We start from the raw sequence: 18,977 nt of genomic DNA on the forward strand, positions 1-18,977 counted from the left end.
GACGGCGTGCGCATACACCTGGCAGAGCCGCCTTGGCCGCCGCCGCGTGTCTCGGGCGAATGGGTCGATGTCGCGCATGCTTTCCTCAGGCGATGGTGCGTTGGAAAGCTTGCTGAAGATCCGCGATCAGGTCGCGCGGATCTTCCAGGCCGACATGCAGACGGATGACCGGGGCGTTGTTGCCATGTTCCTGCCAAGTTCGGGATGCGTTGAGCCGTTCGGCCGGCGCCACCAGTGCCAGGCTCTCGTAGCCGCCCCACGAAGCGCCGATCGAAAACAGCCGGAAGGCATTGACCAGACGGCCGGCGGCGGCATGGTCTGTCCCCAGCAGAGCGAACGACACCAGCCCACTGGCGCCGGTGAAATCGCGCCTCCAGAGCGCGTGGCCGGGGTCTTCGGGCAGCGCAGGATAGAAGGTCCGGGCGACCTGCGGCTGCCGCTGTAGCCATTGCGCTACCTCGGTGGCGTTACGCTGGTGCTGCGCGAGCCGTACGGGCAGCGTGCGCAGTCCGCGCAATGCCAGGTAGGCGTCATCGGCACCAATCGTCAGGCCCAGCGCTTCGTGCGCGTTGGCGATGCGGTCCGCCACTGCCTGGCCGTCGACCACGACTGCCCCTTGCATCACGTCGGAATGGCCAGCGATGTACTTGGTTGCAGCCTGGATCGAGATATTGGCCCCCAGCCGCAGCGGCTGCAGGAACCAGCCGCCGCTCCACGTGTTGTCGATGGCCACGGGAACGCCCCTCGCGCGGGCAATGGCGGTCAGGGCAGGCAGATCCAGGACATCGAACAGCAAGGAACCCGGCGACTCCACGTACACGAGCCGCGTATTGGTGCGGATCAATGCATCAAGGTTGTCGTGTGCGGGCGAGAAGTACTGAATCTGCACGCCCAGCCGCTGCAGCAGTGTCTGGTCAACCCGACGCAGTGGTGCGTAGACCGTGTCGGAAACCAGCGCATGATCGCCCGGACCGAGCAGCGCCAGCAGCACCAGCGTAATCGCCGACAATCCGGACGGCGTGAGGAATGCACGATGCCCGCCTTCGAGCGTGCACAGCGCGTCTTCCAGCGCCTCATGCGTGTCGAGTCCGTGGCGACCGTAGGTGGCAATGCGCTCGCCGTGTGAGCGGCGGTGCTGACGGTCGGCCAGCGTCTCGATATCCTCGAAGCGCACCGTGCTGGTACGCACCACAGGGACGTTGACGGGGCCGACGCCGTTGCGCAGGCGCGGTGCGCCGGCATGCAGTAGCCGCGTGTGGATGCCGTCTGCGGAATTCTGGCTCATCGATCGTCCTTGTCAGCCTTGGATGGTTGCGGATGCCGGGGCGAACGCGGCATTGAATCCGGCGGGCAGGCGCGGGATGGCGCCCAGCGCCCGGCGCAGGAATGCGCGCGTGCGTTCGTGGCGGGGAGCGCCGAAGATCTGCTCGGGCGGACCGTGCTCGACGATGCGACCAGCCTCGGTGAAATAGATGTGGTCGCTGATTTCGGCCGCGAAACGCATTTCGTGCGTCACCAGCACGCAGGTCATGCCGTCTTCCACCAGTTCACGGATAACGGTCAGCACTTCGCCAACGGTTTCGGGATCGAGCGCAGACGTCACCTCGTCGAAGAGCATCAGCTCCGGGCGCATGGCTAGCGCCCGGGCAATCGCCACCCGTTGCTGCTGACCGCCCGACAGCTCGCCCGGATAGGCGTGTGCCTTGTCCGACAGCCGCACCTTGCCCAGCAGCGCATGGGCTTCCTGCTCGGCCTCGTGGCGGGTGCGGCCATTCACGCGAGTGGGCGCGATCACCAGATTCTCCAGCACGGTCAGGTGCGGAAACAGGTTGTATTGCTGGAAGACAAAGCCCACGCGCTTGCGCAGCGCAATCAGCTCGTCTTCGGTGCACAGGGTCTCCACCGCGGTATCGCCAACGCGAATCTGCCCCTGCTGCGGCCGCAGCAGGCCAGTGATGCAGCGCAGGATCGTGCTCTTTCCCGAACCGGACGGCCCGATGATGGTCACGGCCTCGCCGCGTCGTACCTCGACGTCGATACCCTTGAGCACGCTGTTGTCGCCGAAGGTCAGGTGGACATCGTGCAGCGCGACAAGCGGTGCGGCCGGCGCCGGCGACTGCCGGCTGCGCAGGAAGGAATCAGTGGCGGTCATGACGACGCTCCAGCGCACGCGTGGCGCGCGCGATCGGATAGCAGTAAGCAAAGAAAAGGCCCAGCAGCGTGAAGTAGACCAGCACCGTGAAATCGGTGCGGGCCACGGTATTGCTGGCCACTTGGGCGGTATCGACCACGTCGTGCACGCCAACCAGGGAGGCCAACGACGTGCTCATGGTGATGCTCGCGTACAGGTTCATCCACGGCGGTAGCATGCGTCGCAGGCACTGCGGCAGTACGATGAGCCGGAAAATCTGGCTGCGACGGAACGCCAGCGACTGGGCGGCCTCCCACTGAGCACTTGGAATCGACTGGATCGCGCCGCGGAAAATCTCGGCCACATTGGCACTGGCGGGGAGTGCGAGACCCAGCACGACCTTGATCCAGTCCGGGAACGGCACGGTCCAATGGGCGATGTGAAGCTCGAACGGGAACACGTAGGTGGTGAAGTACACGAGCACCAGGATGGGCGCGTTGCGGAACGCCTGTACCCACAGACGCGCCATGTGGCGTACCCAAGGATAGGTGGACAGGGACAGCGCCCCGATGACCAGGCCGGCCAGTGTGCCGAGCGCCATCGCAAGGATGCTGATCTCGATATTGGCCCCCATGCCGCGCAGCAGCGCGGGTGACCAGGTCCAGAGATTGCGGAATACAGCCGGGGTGCTACCGGTGGCGGTCCAGAATCCGACCACGGCCAGCACGCACACGGCGGCGAGCGCCCAGGGACTGAGGAGGGCGCTCCTGACGGGGTTGGGCGCCACGCGCCAGCGCAGGGCGAGCGGATTACTGGCCATAGCCGGGCATCCTCAAGCGTAGTTCCAGCCAGCGTCCTGTTCGGCTGACCAGCCAGGTCAGCAATCCGAAGCATGCCAGGATCAACAGCAGCAGCTCCAGCACATTGTCGCGCTGGGTCCAGATCATGATGGACTCGTACGTGACGTCGCCGACGGCGATGGCCGACGCGACGGCAGTCATCTTGACCAGGTCGACGAGGTTGTTGACCAGCGAGGGCAGCGCGAATCGGACGGCCAGCGGCAATTCGACCTGCAGCAGCAGTTGCCGGCGGGAGAGCCCCAGCGAGCGCGCGGCTTCCAGTGTGGCCCCCGGCACGGCTTCGATGCCGGCGCGGAGCGCCTCGGCGTGAAACACGGCCTTGTGCAGCGAGACGACGGCGACGACCCAGAAGAACGGCGTCAGCGGATTGCTGCTGCCCAAGTTGTGCAGATGCTGGGTAATCAGCATGTTCAGCACGAGGAAGCCGCAATAGAGCTGTACCAGCGTGGGCGTGTTACGCGTCAGTTCGACGAACGCACGCGCTGGCGTGGCCAGGGCCGCCTTGCCGGACGTGAGTAGCGCGGCCAGGACCGCGCCAGCTACCAGGCTGCACGGAATCGTCAGTGCGCAGAGTTGCAGCGTGACGACCAATCCGTGGAGAAACGCGGTGCGCTCGGTGGTGTCCAGCACGAACGCATAGTTCAGGCCCAACGGTTTGAGGGCGGCGATGACGGAGACGATCCAGGCGTCAATCATGGGCGCGCCTCCGCTGGCGCGGGGCGCAGCGTGCCCACGGCCTGCGCGATGCGCCGCAATGCCGCTTCCAGCACATGGCGCTGCCCGGCGGCCGCAATCGGCGACAGCCGGACGCGACGGGCACGCTGGGACGACGTAATGGACGGCGTGGTCATGGTTTCCGGCTTTCCGTGAAGACCGTGAAATCCTGCGGCGCCACGTCGAACTTGCCCTGGCGGGCATGGTCGTGGGCGGCCCTGATATAGGCACCGTCCGGCACGCCGAACTTGCGGGCCTGGCTGAGCAGGAAGCCGGTGCGATGCCAGTCGCGGATGGCCGTGTCGACAAACGCCACGGTGTCCTGTTCGCCGCGCCGCGTCCACACGACGGTTGGGGAAGGGATCAACTGATCTTCGGTGGCCAGCGCGAAGGCGGTCCACTCGGCCTTGTTGGGGCCGGTCAGCGTCTGGTACAGCGCTGGCTGGATATGCACTGACGCCGCGCACGTGCCCCCCTTGAGCGCCAGCAGGGATTCCGGAATGCCGCGCAGGCCCTTGACGACGGCGCCGTACTGTTCGGCCAGCGGCTTCGCGAAGTTGCTGCCCTGAGATACGCAGGCCACCTTCCCGCGCAGATCCTCCCAGCGTTTGATGCCGCTTTGCCTGGACACCATCGCGCCGCCGCCGACCAGGTCGTAGGGCGTGGGCGCGAAGCTCAGAATCTCGCTGCGTTCCTGCGTCCACTGGATGTTGGCCACGAGCAGGTCGACCTTGCCGGCCTGCAGGAACTGCACGCGCGTGGATGCGGTTACCGGTACGGTCTCAAGTTGCACGCCAAGGCGCCGGGCCAGGTCTGCCGCCAGTTCCGTCTGGTAGCCGCCGGTCTTGCCGGTCGCAGTGTCGAGGAGGCCGAATGGCGGGCTGGCGCCATCGATGCCCACCGACAGCTTGCCGCGCTGCCGAATCCTGTCGAGCGTGGCGTCAGCCCATGCGGTATGCGCCAGCGCGACCCCAGCCAGCAGCAGGGCGCTCGATACGAGACGCTTGTCCATCGGGCGCCCCCTCAACCCTTGTACCTGGCTTGCAACTCGGGCAGCAGTGGCTGCGGCGGCGTAATGCCAAGCCGCTTCTCCGTGCCGATCAGCCAGCCCGTGCGGTGCCATTCCTGCACGACCTTGTCTACTGCGGCGACGGTATCCGCCTCCCCCTTGCGCGCCCAGACCACCGATGGCGCGGGCAGGATCTCGGTCGGAATCGGCGCTGCGTAGCCGGCCCACTCGGCATTGGTACGCAGCAGCGGATGGATCAGCGTGGCGTCATGGACCGCCGCCACGCATTGGCCGCCACGCAAGGCCAGCAGCGATTCGGATGCGGTTTTGAAACCGCGTACCTGGGCGCCGTATTGCTCCTGCAGCGGCTTCACGAAGCTGCTGCCCTGCGATGCGCAGACGGTCTTGCCGCGAAGGTCATCCCATTGATGGATGCCGCTGGTCTTGAGCGCCGCGGCGGTGCCGCCCACGCGATAGAACGGCGTGGGCGCATAGGACAGCAGCTCACCGCGATCGGCGTTGTACTCCATCGAGGCGATCAGCAGGTCTACCTTGCCTGCCTGCAGGAACTGCACGCGGTTCGACGGATTGACCTGTACGAGTTCAGCTTCCACGCCTAGCCGCCGGGCGAGGTCGCGGGCAAGTTCGGGATTCCAGCCGATCAGTTGCTGGGTCGCAGGATCGATCGATCCGAAAGGGCCCCCGTTGACCAGCACGCCGATGGCAACTTTGCCGCGTTGCTTGATCTTGTCGAGCGTGGCATCAGCGTGCGCCGGCTGCGTGGCGAGGAGGGTGAACGCGAGTGCGGCGATGGCGCGCAGGGTGTGGTCGGTTGTCATGAGGCTTGGGTAGTGGAAGCTGGTCAGCCGGCGCCTGGAAAAGGCACCGCTGCACAGCAAGGGAGATTCCCATGAAGGGGCGCGGCGGCGGTGCGCAGCAGCTAGTTCAGCGTGATCCCGGCAGACACGATGACCGCCGCGTATCGGGGAAAATCCTTCGATAGCGTGTCGTCGAGCGCCCGCGCCGAAGAGGCCACCACAACAAAGCCGGCCTCTTCAAGCTGCTGCCTGGTGGACGGCTGGGTCAGCACGGCCGTGGCATCGCGGTTGATGCGCTCGACAACCTCGGTTGGCGTGCCGGCCGGGGCGAGCAGGCCCTGCCAGCTTTCCACCGCGAAGCCCGGTGCACCGGATTCGGCCATCGTGGGCACTTGCGGGAGCGCCTTCGAACGGTAGGGCGTGGTGACGGCGAGCGCGGTCAGGCGTCCGTTGCGCACGTAGTCGGTGACGGCGGCCAGCGTGATCAGTGTGGCGTCGATATGGCCACCGAGCAGATCAAGCGTGGCAGGGCCGCCGCCGGGGTATGGGATGTAGTTGACCTCGATGCCGAGCTGGCGCGACAGCATTTCATGCGCGACGTGGGCGATCCCACCATTGCCGGGCAATCCCAGCGCGAGTTCGCCGGGCTTGCGCCGCGTCAGCGCCAGGTACTCGCCGAAGGTTCTCACGCCCAGGTCGGGACGGACGACCAGGATCTGCGGGCTGACGACAGCCTTGGTCACGCCACGGAATGCGTGCCGCGTGTCGTAGGGCAGCCGCTTGAACAGCGAAGCATTTAGCGTTACGCCTTCGCCGCCCAGCAGCAACGTGTAGCCGTCCGGCGTGGCGCGGGCCACCTGGGCCGCGCCAATTGTGCCGCTGGCGCCGGACACGTTTTCGACCACCACGCTCTGGTGCCACCGCTCGCTGAGCTTCTGCGCCAATGTACGGGCCAGCTTGTCGGCGCTGCCGCCAGCCGACACCGGTACGATGATGCGGACGGTCCTGGCCGGAAAGCTGTCGGCCGGCGTGTCGGCGATGGCGGCGGTTGCGCAGGCGGAGCAGGCAAAGGCCACCAGTGCGGATTTCAATGTGTCGAGCAGTCTGCGGCGCAGCATGATGAAAGCCAGTATGAGTCCGGACACGCCTGCCGACACGATGTCGGCATGCAGTCAAGCAATGTCGCGGACCAATCAGCTTATGGAGGGATGCATCCAATACGAACAAATCTTTTCGTACTTGGATATGCGCGCCCGACTTGCACGCTCAACGTGGCGTCAACGACCCTGCGGAAGTGGCAATTGAAGATGGTCCCGCAACGTGCGGCCCTCATAGTCGCGTCGGAACGCTCCGCGAGCTTGCAGGATCGGCACCACCTCGCGCGTGAAGTCTTCAAATCCACCGGGGAAATAGGCGGGCATGATGTTGAAGCCATCGGCGGCGCCGGCACGCACCCATTCGATCATGTGGTCGGCCACCTGTGCGGCGGTGCCAACCACGATCTGGTGGCCGCGCGCACTGGCCACCAGATGATAGAGCTGGCGCAGCGTTAGCCCGCGGTCACGCGCCAGCCTGATGAGCAACGCGCTGCGGCTATGCACGACGACCTGCGCGGGCAATGGCGGCAGCGGCGCGTCGAGCGCGAAGCCAGACACGTCGACGGCGAGTTGCTCGGCCAGGATGGCCAACGCATTCGACTGGTCGGTGAAGGACTGCAGTTGCGCGAGCTTGTCGTGTGCCTCTGCCTCGGTCGCGCCGATGATCGGCATCAGGCCGGGCATGATCAGGCAATGACGCGGATCGCGTCCCGCTTCAGCCACCTGCCGGCGCAGGCCGTTTGCAAACTCGGTCGCCGATTCGAGGTCCTGTTGCGCGGTGAAAACCACTTCCGCATGACGCGCGGCCAATGCCTGGCCCGGGCCCGACGAACCTGCCTGGATCAGCACGGGCTGTCCCTGTTCACTGTTCGTGACGTTGAGTGGGCCGGCGACCGAGAAGTGACGGCCTTCGTGGTTCAGCGGGTGCATCTTGTCCACGTCGATATAGATGCCACCAGCCTTGTCCTGAACGTACGGGTCCGGATCCCACGAGCGCCAAAGCCCCTTTATCACCGAGACGAACTCTTCGGCAATGGCATAGCGTTCGGCGTGATCGGGGTGACGGCTGCGGCTGAAGTTCACCGAGCCGTCCGCGAATGTGGTCACGATGTTCCACGCGGCGCGGCCGCGCGACAACTTGTCTATGGTCGCCAGCGTTCGCGCCAGGTTGAACGGTTCGCTGTATGTCGTCGACGCGGTGGCAGCCAGCCCGACATGTGTGGTCACCATCGACAGCGCAGCGAGCATGGCCAGCGGATCGGGGCGCGTGATCATCGAAGGATGGGCGTCGGCGGAAGTCAGCAGCCGGTCGCCGAAGAACACCATGTCGAACTTCGCGCGCTCGGCCGCCTGTGTCATACGCACGACCAGGTCGATGTTCTCGGTACCAGACTCGGCGCCTGGGTATCGCCAACCGGCCGCATGATGCCCGGCCGCGAGCAGGAACAATCCAAGTTTCATGATTGTCTCTGCTCAGTTTCCCTGCACTGTGCTGTCCTTGACCACACGCGCGGCAATCTCGTGTACCTGGCGGATGCGCTGCGACGTCTGCTCCGCCGTCAGCGTCTGCACATCCACCTGGACGCGGCCCAGCGCGGCAACGGTGTCGGGCTCTGCCAGGATCTCGCCGATCCACTGACGCAGCCTGGCCAGCACCTCGGGCGGCACGTTGCGCGGCGCGGTGATGAAGAATGCACCGGCCAGCGAGTCTTCCCAGCCCTTGATACCCGCATCGCGGATGCTGGGCACGTTGGGCAGGTCTGGCGAACGCGCACCACCGAAGTAGGCGAGCGCGCGCAGCTTACCCTGCTTGATGAACTGCGTGCTGAGCGGATCGAAAACCAGGTCCACGTGGCCCGCCACCACATCGGCCACGGCCGGCGCACTGCCCTTGTAGGGCACGTGCCGGATATCGATGTTGGCGAGCCGCTTGAGCAGTTCGCCAGCCAGGTGCCCCGGGGTGCCATTGCCCGAACTGGCGAACGTGAGCTTGCCGGGATTCGCGCGCGCGTAGGCAATCAACTCCGGCAGTGTTCGGATCGGCAGCGCTGGGTTGATAGCCACCGTCGCCAGCGAGTTGCCGATATAGGCAACGGGCACGAGGTCGTAAAACGGGTCGAACTTTACGGTCATTAACTGCGGAGCGATGGCCAGGTTGCCGATCGACGTATTGAGCAGTGTGTATCCGTCCGCCGGAGACGCCGCCACGAAGCCGGCCCCGAGCGTGCCGCCTGCGCCGGCCTTGTATTCGATCACCACCGGTTGTCCAGCCTTCTCGGCCAGCCGCCTGGCAATGATCCGTGCGACGTTGTCATTGGTGCCTCCGGGTGTATAGGGCACCACGTAGTTGATCGGCTTCGACGGGAAGGGCTGTTGTGCAGATGCGGTCACGGTGGCGGCGTGGAGCACGGCGAGTACCGCAAGCGCGGCGCGCAGGGGCGCAGGTAGAGCGGGAAAGTGCATGACGATCGGGAACGGAAAAAGATGGGCTTGGGCGCATGAAGCAGACCGACCATCGTAGGTCGATACGCGTGGCGCCGGAACTGCCGATTCGTCATGTCGTTAGCCGCTCAGGTGATAAGCGGCTTGCACCCGGGGCCACGGGTGATGCGACCACTTCGGGAAATAGGTAACTCTGATCTGCACGATGTTCATTCTTGTAACCAATGCCCCCTCCCGGTCGGTACTCCCGGGGGCTAAGTCGTAAGAGGGATCTCAGCGCTCCCGGGTGAGGGCAGCTCGACATTCGTCATCCCTTTGCTGTAGTCCACAAGGCCCATTTCGCTCCACGTGTGCCCCCGGCTTTCCACCGCCCACATTGTGTTGCGACCCTCCGGTCGAGGAGCCCGCAACACATCTGCCGGACGACGCCGAAAGCCGACATCTCACCACCCCATGGAATTCACGCCCCGTGCAACAGACTTCTCAGGCGTTGTGGGGGGTGCCGGTGCAGCATCGGATACCGCGTCGGCATCGAGATCCCGATGCACGGTTCGCCCCCCGTATCGCTCCTGCAACCGTTTCCACACCCGAGGCGATGTATGCGTTCGCTGACTTGTCCGAATTCTCTGTGGATTCAACGTGCTACGAGAGGGTGGCACAGGCATCGCTCCCCTCTGTCGTGATGTAGCTTCACGGGACATAAGTGCGCCATGATTATGTTTGGCTGGTAATAATCCGCAGCGCCCTGCGCGCGGGAAGTGTGGGGACAAAGGCGATCGGCAGCATCGCCAACGCCCCGGCGGCATGACCCCCTTTTGCAGGAGAGACCGACATGCCCAAGACAGTGCTGGCTGTATTCGGTACCCGCCCCGAGGCCATCAAGATGGCACCGCTCATCCATCGGCTCAGGGAATCCGCGAATTTCGATCTCCGGGTATGCGTAACGGGCCAGCACCGGCAAATGCTCGACCAGGTACTGCGGCTCTTCGACATCGTTCCGGACTTCGACCTGAACGTCATCAGCCATGGTCAGAGCCTGTCGGACATCACCACGCGTGTGCTTTCCGGCGTGCACTCCGTGCTGGACCGGTTCCTGCCGGATGCCATGCTTGTGCATGGCGATACCACGACCACCCTGGCCGCAACGCTCGCGGCGTTCTATCGCAACGTGGCCGTCGGACACGTCGAAGCGGGACTGCGCACCGGCAATCTCGGCGCCCCCTGGCCTGAAGAGATGAACCGGCGCGTGACCGACGTGATGGCGTCCTGGCATTTCGCGCCGACGCGGCAGGCCCGGGAAGCGTTGTTGCGCGAAGGTGTCGATCCCTGCGGCATCAGCCTGACTGGCAACACCGGCATTGACGCCCTGCTGCGGGTCAAGGCCCGACTGGATGCCGATGTGCAGATGCGTTGCCAACTTAGCGCGCGCTATCCCTTCCTGGATGCGTCGCGCAGGCTCGTGCTGGTAACGGGGCATCGTCGCGAGAACTTCGGTACGCCATTCGAGCGCCTGTTCACCGCGCTGCGCGCGTTGGCGGACCGCAATCCGGATATCCAGATCGTCTACCCGGTGCATCTCAACCCGCGCGTGCGAGAACCGGTGCAGGCGATCCTGAGCGGGCATCCGGACATCCACCTGATCGAGCCCCAGGACTACCTGCCCTTCGTGTTCCTGATGTCGCGCGCCCACCTGATCATCACCGATTCGGGCGGCATCCAGGAGGAAGCGCCGGCGCTGGGCAAGCCGGTACTGGTCACGCGGGAAACCACCGAGCGGCCGGAAGCCGTGGCCGCCGGCACAGCGCGGCTGGTGGGTACCGATCCGGCAAGGCTCATCGTGGCGGCAGAACAGTTACTGAACGATGCGGAGGCCTACGCGCGCATGGCGCGTGCCCACAACCCGTTCGGCGACGGCCGCGCCAGCGAACGCATCGTACAGGCGCTGGAGGGCGAGCACCCCGGTGCATATGGGGAATGCGGCGACGAGTCGGCCGATGCCGACGCCGTCAGCCTGTAGTACAGGACCTGTCCTGGCGACATCGGCGGTTCAGCGCAACCGCCCGCCGGGCTGGTAGTTGGTCAAGAGGAGCGAAGCCATGAACCTCTCACGTATTGCAGCAGCAGCAACAGCTGTGGCTGTCGCGGGTGCCACGGCACCCGCCACCACCTTTGCCGCATTGACCGGCGAAGCGACGACGGCGACGGCTGGCGCGCCGCTCTACCTGCCCGCGAGTCCGGCGGACCCCGGAGGGCTGGCAGGCTACGACCATGGCGTCCAGCTCGACTTCGCCTACGAATCCGAAGGCAAGGGCAAGGACAAGGCGCAAAAAGACAAGATCAAGGCTAAACAGCCGAAGAAGGTCAAAGCCGGGCCAAAAGTGCGTTCGGGCCAGTACACGCTTGCACCGGCGCCGGCGGCCGAGCCGGACTGACGGCCCTTCAGGCACACGCACGCATACGCGTATGTACGCGTCGCGGCCGCCTGGCTTGTACCGGGAGGCAAACCGATATTCATCGCGTTGGGAGATGACCGTGTTCAACCAACTCCAATCTTTCCTGCGGCGCACGAGCGCGTTAATGCTCCTTGCGCTCGCGTTGGCCGCTGTCTTGCCGGCCATGACGCATGCCGCCACCAATCAGATCGCACTGCTGGTGCCCGATGGCCTCAGCCTTCCCGATCCGCGCGTCTCGGCGTGGCTGGACGCCGCACAGGAAGAGGGACTGAAGATCACCGTCATCAACGACACGCAATTCCAGCAGGGGATTACCCCCGCCCAGTTCTCCGGCGTGATCCTGCCAGACCAGGTCCATGTGAATGCGAGCGATGCGCTGATCGCGGCGCTCGATACGTATGCGAACCAGGGCGGGCAACTGATGCTGGTGTACGACTTCGGCGCGCTGACCACCACGGGGTTCTATGCATCGCCCAAAAGCCGGCTCAGCAGCCTGGCCGGCGTTGACTACGTGCTCTACGACCAGTTGCTCGGTAACATGATCGGCGTGGGACCCATCACCGCATTGGGGACCACCCTCAGGACCCTGCAGGTGCCGCCGGGAAAATCCATGGTGTGGGATGCGGCGGGCACCGATCCCGTGGAAGGCATCTCGGGCTATGTCTACGGCTTCCTGATCTATCCGAGTTTCGTCACCCAGGGCACCTATACGGGCACCGCCCTGGTGACCTCGCCGAACTTCGGTCTCGTGGCGGGGTTGCGCAATGTCGGATCGGGGCGGGTGCTGTTCGTCAACTTGCCACTTTCGTACCTGAAGGGCCAGACGGACGGCATGCTGATGCACGGCTTCCTGCGTTACTTCGGCAGCAACCTGATGAAGATGGCGCGCCTCTCGGCCCAGCCTCAGGCACGTGGCGGCCTGGTGCTGAACTGGCACTTCTGCGCGGGTGACCAGGTTGCACCCGCGAACGTTCTCAAGAGCCGGGGTACCTTCAACAACGGCCCCTTCTCCATTTCCATCACGGCGGGTCCGGACCAGATCACCGGCGGTGACGCCAAAGGCGTCAACCTGTCCGGCAACATCACGGCCCAACAGCTGGTGGCGTACCTGCTGTCCAAGGGGCACCGGATTGGCAGTCATGGGGGCTGGATTCATGATTTCTGGGGCGCCAACGCCAGCGAGACCAACCAGGCCACCTTCGAGCAGTACCTGGTGATGAACAAGCAAAGCGTGGAGAGTGCCACCGCGATACCGGTCGTCGAATACGCCGCGCCGGAAGGCAATACACCGCAGTGGTCCGTCAATTGGCTGGAGGCCAACGGCAACAGCAGTTATTACTTCCTCGGCCATACGGGCATGGCACCGACGCGGAGTTATCGCAATGGCGTGCTGTCGAACAACACCATCCGTGCCTTCCCGGTGATGCCGTTCGGGCCCTATGCCACGTTCGAAGAGTTCGATGAGTTCAACGTTCCGGCTGCCACCATCACCACCTGGTACCGGCAACTGATCGACTTCGTGGTGAAGAATCGCACCGGCCGGCTGATCTACATGCATCCGCGGGGCGCCGCCGACTACCCGACGGTGCTCAATGCCCTGTTCAACAAAGCCGCCAACCTGAAGGCCAGCGGGCAGTTCAACTGGTACACGATGGATACCCTGGCGCAGTTCGGCCAGCGTCGCGAGCAGACCACCTGGCAGGCCACCGATACCGGCAACGCATGGTCGTTCCAGGCCAGCCACCCGACCGACCTGACCGACATGGCCTGGGTCCTGCCGCGCTCCGGCTATAGCCAGCCGGTGGTGACGCAGGGACTCGCCACGGTGACGTGGGATGCCGCCAACTGGATCGTCACCGCTACGGGGGGCAACTCGCTGGCATTCGTCGCCGGCAAGCACTGATGCGCGGGGTTGGCTGCGGCAGCATGGCAAGCCCCACGGAAAACGACACGGGAGGGCATTGAGCATGCGCCTGGTGTATCGCCTGTTTCTCTCGATGAACGCACTGCTGGTCTTCAGCATGTCCGCGCCCGAGACGAAGGCCACGGAAGCACCTGTGAGGGGCGAATCGTTCGCCCGCGGGTCCGTCCCTCCGAAAACCGCCACCAGGCCGTCGCCAGGAACCGTGACGCTCGCCGCTGCCGGACCCGGTGCCGGCGCGATGGAAGTTGCGATGCCGATGCTGGACACGCTGGAAAGCGATGGCGCGCCTGAGCCAGCGCTGCGCCCCCGCCCCCGCTCCAACGTCGCGGCGCTGAAGCCGCCCCTGCGCGAGGAAACCCGGGCGATCGCGCGGCCCATGACGGTCGTGCTGATGCTGATCGTGGGGTTGGTGCTCTTCTATGCCGTTCGTCACTACCTGTTCACGCTGAACCGGCTGTTCGGGGAGCAGCGCCACCCGTACCTGGACATCGACATCGCGGACTGGCCCACGCTGACCGTGCTGGTCGCGGCACATAACGAGGAGGCGGTGATCGCCGGGTCGCTGAAGTGCCTGCTGCACGCGGACTATCCCGTCGACCGGCTCACCATCATGCCCGTCAATGACCGCTCCAGCGACCGCACGCGCGAAATCATCGACGACTTCGTCCGGCAATACCCGGGCCGTGTCACGCCGTTCCACCGCACGAGTGGCAAGCCCGGCAAGGCCGCCGCCCTGAAGGATGCCAGCGAGGCCGTCGCCAGCGACATCATCATCGTGTTCGATGCGGACTACCTGCCGCCGGTAAATCTGCTCAAGCAACTGGTGGCCCCGTTCTTCGATCCCGAGGTTGGCGCAACCATGGGCCGCGTGGTGCCGCTGAACCTGGGCAGCAACCTGCTGACGCGGTTGCTGGACCTGGAACGCTCTGGCGGCTACCAGGTGGACCAGCAGGCGCGCATGAACCTGAGCCTGGTGCCGCAGTATGGCGGTACCGTCGGCGGCGTCAGGATGCGGGCACTGCGCAGCGTGGGCGGCTGGCACGACGATGTGCTGGCCGAAGACACGGACGTGACCTACCGGCTGCTGCTGGCCAACTGGAAGACGGTCTACCAGAACTGGTCGGAATGCTATGAGGAGGTGCCAGAGACCTGGCCGGTGCGCATACGACAGATCATGCGCTGGACCAAGGGCCACAATCAGGCGTTGTTTCGACACGGGCTGAAGATGACCACCTGCCGGCACCACGGTCTGTTCGAAAAGATCGACGGCGTGGCGTTGCTCGGCATCTACATGATGGCGCCGCTGATGCTGCTCGGCTGGCTGATGGCCATCCTGCTGTTCTATGCCGGCGGTCTTTCGCTGTTCGGTGAAGCCGTGATCCTGTTCGCGCTGATGTCGTATGGGACGCTCGGGAATTTTGCGGCGTTCTTCGAGATCGCGGCTGCCGTCTACCTGGACGGCACACGTGAACGCATCCGCCTGCTGCCACTGAACTACTTCGGCTTCCTGGTCAGCATGCTGGCCGTGTCGCGCGCCATCTTCAGCCAGGTGGTCTTCGACTACCTGCTGCGCCGCGAAATGCGGTGGGACAAGACGGCGCGCTACCGGCAGAGGAGCTGACCATGTGGCCCCTGCTGCTCGGCACGCTCACCATGCTGGTCTTTGCGCTGCCGCTGTTGCCGTCCGTGATCGAGTGGCGGCGCCGCCGCGATACCCACCCGCTGGCCATCGATGGCGAACATACGCTGGACGTCGCGGCGGTGGCGGCGGGATTCCGCGCGCTCGCCGCGCGGCATGGCGATGGCAACGGCCTGCACGCCGTGGCACACCCACTCGACGACCTGGGCCCCGTAGTCCATGTCACTGGCAAGTTCATGCCGAAGGCGGCGGAGGCATTCGATGGCGTGTGCGAGCGCGCCATCGTCACCGGCGGATCGCTGGTGCTTCCGGATCTCCACACGTTTTCCCGGCCTATCTACGGCCGCCGCAGTATTTCCACGGGCCGGCGCAATCGCACGCAGGTACTGCTGTCCGAAGGCGAGATCCTGATGCGCAGCGGCAGCGAGCTGCAGCGCTGGGCGCATGCGCGCAGTATCCACGTGGAGGCGAAGGGGCGCTTGCTCGGGCCAGCTTCGGCGCTGTACGGCATCCGCCTGGAAGACGAATGCGAGTTCACCTCGGTCAGCGCCGCGGTGATCTGGTTCGGCCCACGCCACGCTGGCGTGCCATTCGACATGGATGCCGCCGCACCGGCCGGGGGAGACTGGGCCCATGCCGTCATCGTGCCGCCCGAAGCCAGGGATGGCCGCTGGCTGGTCACGCATGATCTGACATTTCCCGCCAGCACCTTGTATCGCGGCGACCTTGTCGTGCATGGCGACTTGTGGATCGGCACCGGGGCGCGCATCATTGGCAGCGTCAAGGCAAGCGGTGGCATCTGGCTGGGTACGCGGGTGCGCATCGACGGGGCCCTGATTGCCGCGGGCGCCATCTCGGTGGCGCGCGAATGCGTCATCGCCGGACCCGTGGCCGCCGAGCGCGAGATCGATGTCGGCGCGCGCTGTACGATCGGCACAGCGGACAAATGCACCACCCTGGTGGCGCCGGTGCTTCGCGTGTGCGCCGGAACAGTGGTTTATGGCGCGGCATGCGCCCCGGAGGGAGGAAGGGTCTTGTCGGATGGCCATGCGGCCACTCCACCATGCCCCGGCATACCATGAAGACATTGCTCACGCTGCTCCTCCTGATTGCTACCAGCCTCACCGCGCCGGCGCGCGCCGCCGAGCTGGTGATGGCCGACTACCAGCGGCCCGACGGGGCGATCACGACCTATTTCAACGGGGACTCGATCGATCCGTACTTTGCSKCRAAGGCRCTGCTGGCKGCSCAGGACGCCGGCATGACCACGCGAACCGCGGCCATCCGCTGGATCGGCTGGCTGCTTCCGCGCCAGCACGCGGACGGACGCTTCGACCGTTACTGCGTGAAAGGCCAGCGCTTCGTCTCGTGCCAGGAGGCTGACGCCGACGACGCGTTGATGGCGGTCTGGATGGAATTGCTGGTACGCGCGGCGCCGCCCAAGGGCATGCCGCCGGCGTGGCAGGCCAGTTTCGACAAGGCGAGCCGGCACCTGGACACCCTGCGCGCCCCGGCTTCCGGCGTCTACCTGATCTCGGCCAAGCTTCCGGTGGCCCTGCTGATGGACAACGTGGAAGTGTCGAGTGCCTTCAAGGCTGTCGGCGACTATCACCGGCGCCGCGGCGATGCCGCAGGCGCCGCCGGCTGGATGCGCAAGGCCGAACAGCTCGACAAGGACATCCTGCGGGTGTTCTGGCGCCCCAACCTGGGCTACCTCGTCAGCACCCAGCCACGCACCGAGTCGGAGTTCTACCCGGACGCCGTGGCGCAGATCTTCCCCATCCTGGCCGATATCCGGCCCGCCAGCCGGCCCCATGCGGCGGCCTACGCGTTGTGGATGAAGGAGAACCGCATGGTCTGGCTGCAGATGTCCGAGGCCGACTTTCCGTGGGGACTGGTGGCCCTGGTGGCCGACAAGATGGGAGACAAGGAAGCGATTGCGTGCTGGCGCATGCGCTCCATCCAGTTCCGGCATGGCACGCACTGGAATGTCCTGGAGGAGGCGCTGTACCTGGCATTCGCGTCACGCCTCACTGCGGAACAGGTGGTGGCACCGCCTCCGGCTGGCATGCGGTGTCGCTGATTTGCATCACCCGCGACCATAACCTGCCCTTCGGGCCAGTTCGCATCGACCGCCCATGGCGAAGCGGTGTATGGTGCATCGGCAGCTTGCGGGCCGGAGGCTCCTGGCAGGGCCTTCCGTGCGACATCGATTCACGATCGAGAGGATACGCATGGCAAAGCACTCCGATACCAGAACCAACGGCACCCGTGCCTTGCCCCTGCTGGGCATGCTGGCACTGCTCGCCGCCACCGATGTCCGCGCCCAGGCGGAAGCCACGCCGCCAAGAACATTCGCGCCGCTGCTCACCGGTTTCATCGAAGGCGGCCTCGGCCACGCCAACCTCTCCGGCGACAATGCCAACTGGAACGACCAGTACGTGCGAGGCGGGGTCAATTTCACCCCGAAGGACTACGTCACTGGCGAAATCAGCCACCAGAGCCATTTTGGCGATCAGGGCACGTTCTTCGGCCTGGGCTACACGCGCACCTTCGACGAGAACTGGTATGGCTTCATCAGCGCCGGCACCAGCGCGGGCGGCTTCTTCCTGCCCGAGTTCCGGGCCGATGGGTTGCTGTTCCGCAAACTGCTCGAGAAGAAGAACCTGGTGGCGAGCGTTGGCTTTACCTACTACCGCGCCAAGGATGTCTATACCGACAAGACCCTGCTGCTTGGCCTGACCTATTACTTCGACGCGCCCTGGATCCTCCAGTTGGGCGCACGGCTGAACCGCAGCGACCCGGGCAATGTCCGCTCCAATCGCGGCATTGTCGCCATTGCCTACGGCCGCGACAAGGATCAGTTCATCACATTGAAGTACGACGGCGGCAGCGAAGCCTACCAACTGACCGGCGAGCAGGCCCTGCTGAGCGACTTCAAGAGCCATGAGGTCTCGCTGACCTGGCGTAAATGGATCACCAAGCGCTATGGCATCAACCTGCGCGCCATCTACTACGACAACCCGTCCTATACGCGCAAGCAGGCGGAAATCGGGGTCTTCGCGGAGTTCTAGCCATGACGCACCCTCACGGACATACTGCCGCCACCCGCGACCAGAGCGACGCGCTTGGCCTGACCACCCTGTGCCTGGCCAGGCATCGCTCTCTGGACCACCTGACGTTATCCCTTCCCACCATCGCGGGAATCATGCTCGTACCGGCGGGATTCAACCTGGCCGAGTGGATGCTGCGCGACGATATCAGCTGGCTGTGGGCGGGCGTGCTGCGCTTCTGGATCGACAAGCTCGGCATCGATGGTGTCGTCCTCGAACAGTTGACCCGGGTGGCATGGTTCGACTTCAACCTGCCTTACACCACTGTCGTTGCACCGGCGCCGGACACGGTGACATGGGGCATGACGCTGATCGCGACGCTCGCGGTCTGCCTGATGGCCTTTCGGATACGGGACCTGTATCTGCCGTTGCGATACTTCCTGCTGTTCGCGGTGTTCATCCAGGGCACGGCGCTCCTGTTCTTCGCGGTGGCGCCGCATAGCTTTCCGTATACGGCCAGCCGCTATGTGGACAACGGCCTGAAGACCTGCGCCAGCTTGCTGTTCCTGTTGCCATGGGGACATGCGCTTGTCTATTACATCTTCGACTTCTCCTGGCCGAAGAAGATATTCCTGACGTTGCTCACGCTGGTGTTCATTATCATCGCGGTGCCGATGCAGCTGACGTTGCACGTTTACCTGATGGTGTCCTGTTCATTGTTGTTGATGCCGCTGCTGTCGTTTGTGTTCGGTCCCACGATGCTGGTGTTCGGATGTATTGCGTTGTATGGGTGGGCGATGAGTTGGGAGAGGGTCGAACGGTAGCGCGTAGTGCGTT

18 protein-coding genes are annotated in these 18,977 nt (G+C 65.0%); 8 read left to right on the top strand and 10 right to left on the bottom strand.

The features are described 5' to 3' along the window. Positions 1 to 85 precede the first annotated feature (85 nt). The 10 genes from metC to AC1DEL_RS00880 form a co-directional block, all read right to left on the bottom strand. Entirely contained in the window at positions 86 to 1,285 is a 1,200-nt protein-coding gene (gene metC / locus AC1DEL_RS00835; RefSeq protein ID WP_454758114.1) for a cystathionine beta-lyase, read from the bottom strand. A 12-nt stretch (positions 1,286 to 1,297) separates the two neighbouring features. Then, entirely contained in the window at positions 1,298 to 2,152 is an 855-nt protein-coding gene (locus tag AC1DEL_RS00840) for an amino acid ABC transporter ATP-binding protein (protein WP_441591234.1), read from the bottom strand. Beyond that, positions 2,139 to 2,951, bottom strand: coding sequence for an amino acid ABC transporter permease (locus tag AC1DEL_RS00845; RefSeq protein ID WP_441591235.1), 813 nt, complete (start codon positions 2,949 to 2,951; stop codon positions 2,139 to 2,141). Before AC1DEL_RS00845 ends, AC1DEL_RS00840 begins: the two co-directional genes overlap by 14 nt. Then, positions 2,941 to 3,687, bottom strand: a complete 747-nt coding sequence (locus tag AC1DEL_RS00850; protein WP_477125103.1) for an amino acid ABC transporter permease — start codon at positions 3,685 to 3,687, stop codon at positions 2,941 to 2,943. Before AC1DEL_RS00850 ends, AC1DEL_RS00845 begins: the two co-directional genes overlap by 11 nt. Beyond that, positions 3,684 to 3,842 carry a hypothetical protein gene (locus AC1DEL_RS00855; RefSeq protein ID WP_477125102.1) on the bottom strand — a complete coding sequence of 53 codons (159 nt, stop codon included), beginning with the start codon at positions 3,840 to 3,842 and terminating at the stop codon, positions 3,684 to 3,686. The genes AC1DEL_RS00850 and AC1DEL_RS00855 overlap by 4 nt, the downstream gene beginning before the upstream one ends. After that, a complete protein-coding gene (locus AC1DEL_RS00860) occupies positions 3,839 to 4,717 on the bottom strand; it encodes a transporter substrate-binding domain-containing protein (RefSeq protein WP_477125101.1) in 879 nt (292 codons plus the stop codon). The genes AC1DEL_RS00855 and AC1DEL_RS00860 overlap by 4 nt, the downstream gene beginning before the upstream one ends. 11 nt (positions 4,718 to 4,728) lie before the next feature. Continuing rightward, complete coding sequence (locus AC1DEL_RS00865) at positions 4,729 to 5,553, bottom strand: transporter substrate-binding domain-containing protein (RefSeq protein ID WP_092294008.1); 825 nt, start codon at positions 5,551 to 5,553, stop codon at positions 4,729 to 4,731. Positions 5,554 to 5,654: 101 nt separating this feature from the next. Then, a complete protein-coding gene (locus AC1DEL_RS00870; protein ID WP_477125100.1) occupies positions 5,655 to 6,650 on the bottom strand; it encodes a tripartite tricarboxylate transporter substrate binding protein in 996 nt (331 codons plus the stop codon). A gap of 159 nt (positions 6,651 to 6,809) precedes the next feature. Further along, entirely contained in the window at positions 6,810 to 8,090 is a 1,281-nt protein-coding gene (locus tag AC1DEL_RS00875; RefSeq protein ID WP_441591237.1) for an LLM class flavin-dependent oxidoreductase, read from the bottom strand. Positions 8,091 to 8,102: 12 nt separating this feature from the next. Further along, positions 8,103 to 9,092: a Bug family tripartite tricarboxylate transporter substrate binding protein gene (locus AC1DEL_RS00880; protein ID WP_477105180.1), complete on the bottom strand. Its 990-nt coding sequence runs from the start codon at positions 9,090 to 9,092 to the stop codon at positions 8,103 to 8,105. 811 nt (positions 9,093 to 9,903) lie between these two features. Between AC1DEL_RS00880 and wecB the strand changes: the two genes are divergently transcribed. The 8 genes from wecB to AC1DEL_RS00920 all read left to right on the top strand — a co-directional run bounded on the left by wecB (position 9,904) and on the right by AC1DEL_RS00920 (position 18,964). After that, complete coding sequence (gene wecB / locus AC1DEL_RS00885) at positions 9,904 to 11,088, top strand: non-hydrolyzing UDP-N-acetylglucosamine 2-epimerase (protein ID WP_092294000.1); 1,185 nt, start codon at positions 9,904 to 9,906, stop codon at positions 11,086 to 11,088. Positions 11,089 to 11,167: 79 nt separating this feature from the next. Further along, a complete protein-coding gene (locus AC1DEL_RS00890; RefSeq protein ID WP_092293998.1) occupies positions 11,168 to 11,503 on the top strand; it encodes a hypothetical protein in 336 nt (111 codons plus the stop codon). Between the two features lie 145 nt (positions 11,504 to 11,648). Beyond that, on the top strand, positions 11,649 to 13,427 hold the full coding sequence (locus tag AC1DEL_RS00895) for a polysaccharide deacetylase family protein (protein ID WP_477125099.1): 1,779 nt from the start codon (positions 11,649 to 11,651) through the stop codon (positions 13,425 to 13,427). Between the two features lie 64 nt (positions 13,428 to 13,491). Continuing rightward, positions 13,492 to 15,069, top strand: a complete 1,578-nt coding sequence (locus AC1DEL_RS00900; protein ID WP_477125098.1) for a glycosyltransferase family 2 protein — start codon at positions 13,492 to 13,494, stop codon at positions 15,067 to 15,069. Positions 15,070 to 15,071: 2 nt separating this feature from the next. Next, positions 15,072 to 16,169 carry a bactofilin family protein gene (locus AC1DEL_RS00905; RefSeq protein ID WP_441591240.1) on the top strand — a complete coding sequence of 366 codons (1,098 nt, stop codon included), beginning with the start codon at positions 15,072 to 15,074 and terminating at the stop codon, positions 16,167 to 16,169. Then, positions 16,166 to 17,170 (top strand): hypothetical protein, encoded by a 1,005-nt coding sequence (locus tag AC1DEL_RS00910; RefSeq protein ID WP_477159052.1) that lies wholly within the window; start codon positions 16,166 to 16,168, stop codon positions 17,168 to 17,170. The genes AC1DEL_RS00905 and AC1DEL_RS00910 overlap by 4 nt, the downstream gene beginning before the upstream one ends. A 151-nt stretch (positions 17,171 to 17,321) precedes the next feature. After that, entirely contained in the window at positions 17,322 to 18,161 is an 840-nt protein-coding gene (locus AC1DEL_RS00915) for a YaiO family outer membrane beta-barrel protein (RefSeq protein WP_092293990.1), read from the top strand. A 2-nt stretch (positions 18,162 to 18,163) separates the two neighbouring features. Beyond that, on the top strand, positions 18,164 to 18,964 hold the full coding sequence (locus AC1DEL_RS00920) for a hypothetical protein (RefSeq protein WP_092293988.1): 801 nt from the start codon (positions 18,164 to 18,166) through the stop codon (positions 18,962 to 18,964). Positions 18,965 to 18,977 lie beyond the last annotated feature (13 nt).

This window comes from Cupriavidus sp. 10L43_2 (genome assembly GCF_056395265.1).

Excerpts from the sequence above, each read along its gene's own strand:
- metC (WP_454758114.1), bottom strand. The coding sequence starts at position 1,285 with ATGAGCCAGAATTCCGCAGACGGCATCCACACGCGGCTACTGCATGCC.
- AC1DEL_RS00840 (WP_441591234.1), bottom strand. The coding sequence starts at position 2,152 with ATGACCGCCACTGATTCCTTCCTGCGCAGCCGGCAGTCGCCGGCGCCG.
- AC1DEL_RS00845 (WP_441591235.1), bottom strand. The coding sequence starts at position 2,951 with ATGGCCAGTAATCCGCTCGCCCTGCGCTGGCGCGTGGCGCCCAACCCC.
- AC1DEL_RS00850 (WP_477125103.1), bottom strand. The coding sequence starts at position 3,687 with ATGATTGACGCCTGGATCGTCTCCGTCATCGCCGCCCTCAAACCGTTG.
- AC1DEL_RS00855 (WP_477125102.1), bottom strand. The coding sequence starts at position 3,842 with ATGACCACGCCGTCCATTACGTCGTCCCAGCGTGCCCGTCGCGTCCGG.
- AC1DEL_RS00860 (WP_477125101.1), bottom strand. The coding sequence starts at position 4,717 with ATGGACAAGCGTCTCGTATCGAGCGCCCTGCTGCTGGCTGGGGTCGCG.
- AC1DEL_RS00865 (WP_092294008.1), bottom strand. The coding sequence starts at position 5,553 with ATGACAACCGACCACACCCTGCGCGCCATCGCCGCACTCGCGTTCACC.
- AC1DEL_RS00870 (WP_477125100.1), bottom strand. The coding sequence starts at position 6,650 with ATGCTGCGCCGCAGACTGCTCGACACATTGAAATCCGCACTGGTGGCC.
- AC1DEL_RS00875 (WP_441591237.1), bottom strand. The coding sequence starts at position 8,090 with ATGAAACTTGGATTGTTCCTGCTCGCGGCCGGGCATCATGCGGCCGGT.
- AC1DEL_RS00880 (WP_477105180.1), bottom strand. The coding sequence starts at position 9,092 with ATGCACTTTCCCGCTCTACCTGCGCCCCTGCGCGCCGCGCTTGCGGTA.
- wecB (WP_092294000.1), top strand. The coding sequence starts at position 9,904 with ATGCCCAAGACAGTGCTGGCTGTATTCGGTACCCGCCCCGAGGCCATC.
- AC1DEL_RS00890 (WP_092293998.1), top strand. The coding sequence starts at position 11,168 with ATGAACCTCTCACGTATTGCAGCAGCAGCAACAGCTGTGGCTGTCGCG.
- AC1DEL_RS00895 (WP_477125099.1), top strand. The coding sequence starts at position 11,649 with ATGCTCCTTGCGCTCGCGTTGGCCGCTGTCTTGCCGGCCATGACGCAT.
- AC1DEL_RS00900 (WP_477125098.1), top strand. The coding sequence starts at position 13,492 with ATGCGCCTGGTGTATCGCCTGTTTCTCTCGATGAACGCACTGCTGGTC.
- AC1DEL_RS00905 (WP_441591240.1), top strand. The coding sequence starts at position 15,072 with ATGTGGCCCCTGCTGCTCGGCACGCTCACCATGCTGGTCTTTGCGCTG.
- AC1DEL_RS00915 (WP_092293990.1), top strand. The coding sequence starts at position 17,322 with ATGGCAAAGCACTCCGATACCAGAACCAACGGCACCCGTGCCTTGCCC.
- AC1DEL_RS00920 (WP_092293988.1), top strand. The coding sequence starts at position 18,164 with ATGACGCACCCTCACGGACATACTGCCGCCACCCGCGACCAGAGCGAC.